2 protein-coding genes are annotated in these 3,185 nt (G+C 36.2%); one reads left to right on the top strand and one right to left on the bottom strand.

Annotated elements, in window-relative coordinates:
* Window positions 1-191: 191 nt before the first annotated feature.
* Window positions 192-1,862, bottom strand: a complete 1,671-nt coding sequence (locus tag SOY52_RS06910; RefSeq protein WP_320848229.1) for a family 43 glycosylhydrolase — start codon at window positions 1,860-1,862, stop codon at window positions 192-194.
* Between the two features lie 137 nt (window positions 1,863-1,999).
* Between SOY52_RS06910 and SOY52_RS06905 the strand changes: the two genes are divergently transcribed.
* Entirely contained in the window at window positions 2,000-3,148 is a 1,149-nt protein-coding gene (locus SOY52_RS06905) for a glycoside hydrolase family 88 protein (RefSeq protein WP_320848228.1), read from the top strand.
* Window positions 3,149-3,185: the final 37 nt, after the last annotated feature.

Below are 3,185 nucleotides of genomic sequence, written 5' to 3'. Positions count from 1 at the left end.
CATCACCATCTGCAAATACTAATGTGATTTCAGTACCTTTATCCTGTGCCTTAACAGCACTTCCACTCTCACTACCGCCCTGAGCGAAGAGAGAAAAACTAAGGAGCGCAACAAGCGCAATTGTTAGTAATTTTTTCATGTTTTTTCTCCTTTTTTATCTATGCTTCAATTCTCACATCGGTTTTTTAACTTCACAATAGCGCCTTTTTTTGATGGATGTAGGCATTTTTAAGATTCTCATATTTAAATGCAAAAATATCAGAATATAGACCTCTACCAGTTAAATCCTGCGTACAGATTGCAATCATACTACCTGTAAACCACCCTTCAAAACACGCCTCATCACTTAAAAAACTTCCATCTAGGTTAGACACTAATTCAACGTATTCACTATTTCCCAACTTATATGAAAAGGTAAAATAAAAGTTATTAGAACACACCTTCAAAGTGATAGGTTCATTAGAATCTATCTTAATATATGGAGTAAGATACTCATATTTTTTATTTTCCGCTTTTAAGAGAGTAATACACTTCCCTATATCTTCATCATGAGTAATATGAAGATAAAAATAGTTATCGGTATCATACATAACAGCTAGGCCAGACATCTGCTTAAAACACTCTGGTTCAAAAGAAAGTGTTAACTCAGCACTAAAGTCCATCTCCTCAATTCTTCTAGCAATTAATGTTTGTGAAAAATAATTTGAAATTCCAGATCGGCCATACATTCTAAGAACTTTTTTATCAGAAATATACTTCATATAATGCTCAGTCATTGGAACTCTAAGACTCTGCCAAGAAGCATCAAGAGAAGAAAAATCAGCGACATAAACATCTTGTTCCTTCTTCTCTACATTTATTGGAACCTCAATAGGAGGAAGAACTCCCCCATCTACCCTTGGCCAACCATCATCATCCCAAATAAGATGTACAATTGAAGTTTCACGACCAAGAGGATATCGTCTTGCACCAGGAAAACGTGGATGATTAAGAACTCTAGCTTCGCCTTCCGGATTATATCTATCAGAAGGACGTGCAGTGATATGTACCATATACCATTCACCTTCTGGGGTAGTTACAACACAACCATGACCTGACTTTTGTAGTGGGTAATTAGGATTTTGTATTGAGGTAAGAATTGACCACGCCTCTCCTGGACTACGTTTGATATAAGAAGGATGGTGCATCTCATATGGTCCAAATACATTACGACTTCTTAATACACTTTCTCCATGTCCTTCACCTGTTCCTGTATCAGCTGCAAAGAGGTAATACCATCCATCTTTTTTTAAAATATGAGGTCCTTCAAGAAATATTTCAGAGGAAGAATATATTTCCTTTGCATCCCCAATTCTCTGAAATGTTTTACTATCAAGCTCTTCAATAAGTAGTCTTCCTTGATATTTCTTTGGAACCCTATGGTCAGTAACCATAGAAACTAAATATTTTCTTCCGTCATCATCATGGAATAAAGATGGATCAAAACCGAACCCATCAATTTTCACAGGATCAGACCAAGGTCCATCAATTGAAGCTGAGGTTACTATAAAGTTCTCTGTATCATACATATTTACGTAATATGCTTTTATGACTGTATAGCAAAGGTAGAAAATTCCATTATTATATGTAAGACATGGAGCCCATATTCCTTGGGTAATCCCAACGCCTCTTAAATCAAGTTTTTTTGAATCTGTTAATATGTATCCATAATCAGTCCAATTCACCAGGTCTCGTGAGTGAGAAATCTTTACTCCTGGCCACCATTCAAAAGTTGAAGTAGCAATATAGTAATCATCACCTACCCTAATTATCGATGGATCAGGGTTAAAACCTCTTAAAATTGGATTTGTTGCTTTAGCCATATTTCCTCCCTAGTTTTTCTATTTAAACATTAGGAAATTTCAAACGCAACAATATGTTAAAAAACCCGATACAAAGCTAAAAAACAAACAATTGCTCACTCGTTCTTTGTAACTGAAAATTAATACTGGAGGAAAATATGGATAAAAAGGAAGTACTAAATATACTCTCAAAAGTTGAGAATAAATTTGCAGATGCCTTAAAAAAGCATAAAGGAACACTCCCTGCTGTATCAAAAAATGGAGTATATGATAATAGAGCAGACCTATCAATTAACTGGACTATTGACAATGGTCCCGCTTGGTGGACTAACGGTTTTTGGGGAGGAATATATAACCAGTTATATGCACTAAGTAGTAAGAAAGAATATCTTGATGAAGCTAGGGGTTCAAGAAAGCTAATTGATACATGTTTTCTCTCTGAATATTATACAGGACTGCACCATGATGTAGGTTTTATGTGGCTTCCTACAGCAGTAGCGGACTATATAATGACAGGAGATGAAGAAGCGAAACGTAGAGGCATCCTTGCAGCCCAGCTTTTAGCTGGAAGATATAATCCACAGGGAGAATTTATTAGAGCATGGAATGATATTATCGAAGGTGAAAAGTCAAACAAAGGTTGGGTTATCATCGACAGCATGCTTAATATTTCAATTCTTTACTGGGCAACAAAGGTTACAAATGATCCTCGCTTTGCCCTTATCGCAGAGCGTCATGCAACAACAGTTATGAACGCTTTTATCAGAGAAGATGGATCCGTAAGACACATTGTTGAGTTTGATGCAGATAAAGGTGGATTTGTTTGTGACTATGGTGGACAGGGGATGAAACATGGTTCATCTTGGACACGTGGTCAAAGCTGGGGTATTTACGGCTTTACTAACAGTTATACCCACACAGGCAGAAAAGAATTTTTAGATACAGCAGTAAAAATTGCTGATCATGTAATTTCTGTAATTCCAGCGTCATATCTCATCCCTGTTGATTTTGACCAAGATAAAAACCTTTCATTTGAAGACTCAACTGCATCAGCAGTAATTGCATGTGGCCTTATCGAACTTGACCGATATGTTCCAGGAAAAGGATATAAAGAAACAGCTGAAAAGCTTATTGAAGTACTAACAAATCAAAGAGCTGATTTTTCTTTAGAACACGATGGAATAATCCAACGTTGTACAGGTTCATTTAATGGATTAAATGATAGAGAGGTTAACTTCGTCTATGCAGATTACTACTATCTTGAGGCTTTAATGAAGCTTGCAGGTAAGGATGTAATGTTCTGGTAAAATCAATAAATATAGTTAAAGTGGCTGGCTATCATAG

Source organism: Bullifex sp., assembly GCF_034103065.1.
Classification (GTDB): Bacteria; Spirochaetota; Spirochaetia; order Sphaerochaetales; family Sphaerochaetaceae; genus Bullifex.
The sequence above is the reverse complement of the archived record's forward strand: the minus strand, read 5'-3'. Positions and strand labels throughout refer to the sequence as shown.

Excerpts from the sequence above, each read along its gene's own strand:
- SOY52_RS06910 (WP_320848229.1), bottom strand. The coding sequence starts at position 1,862 with ATGGCTAAAGCAACAAATCCAATTTTAAGAGGTTTTAACCCTGATCCA.
- SOY52_RS06905 (WP_320848228.1), top strand. The coding sequence starts at position 2,000 with ATGGATAAAAAGGAAGTACTAAATATACTCTCAAAAGTTGAGAATAAA.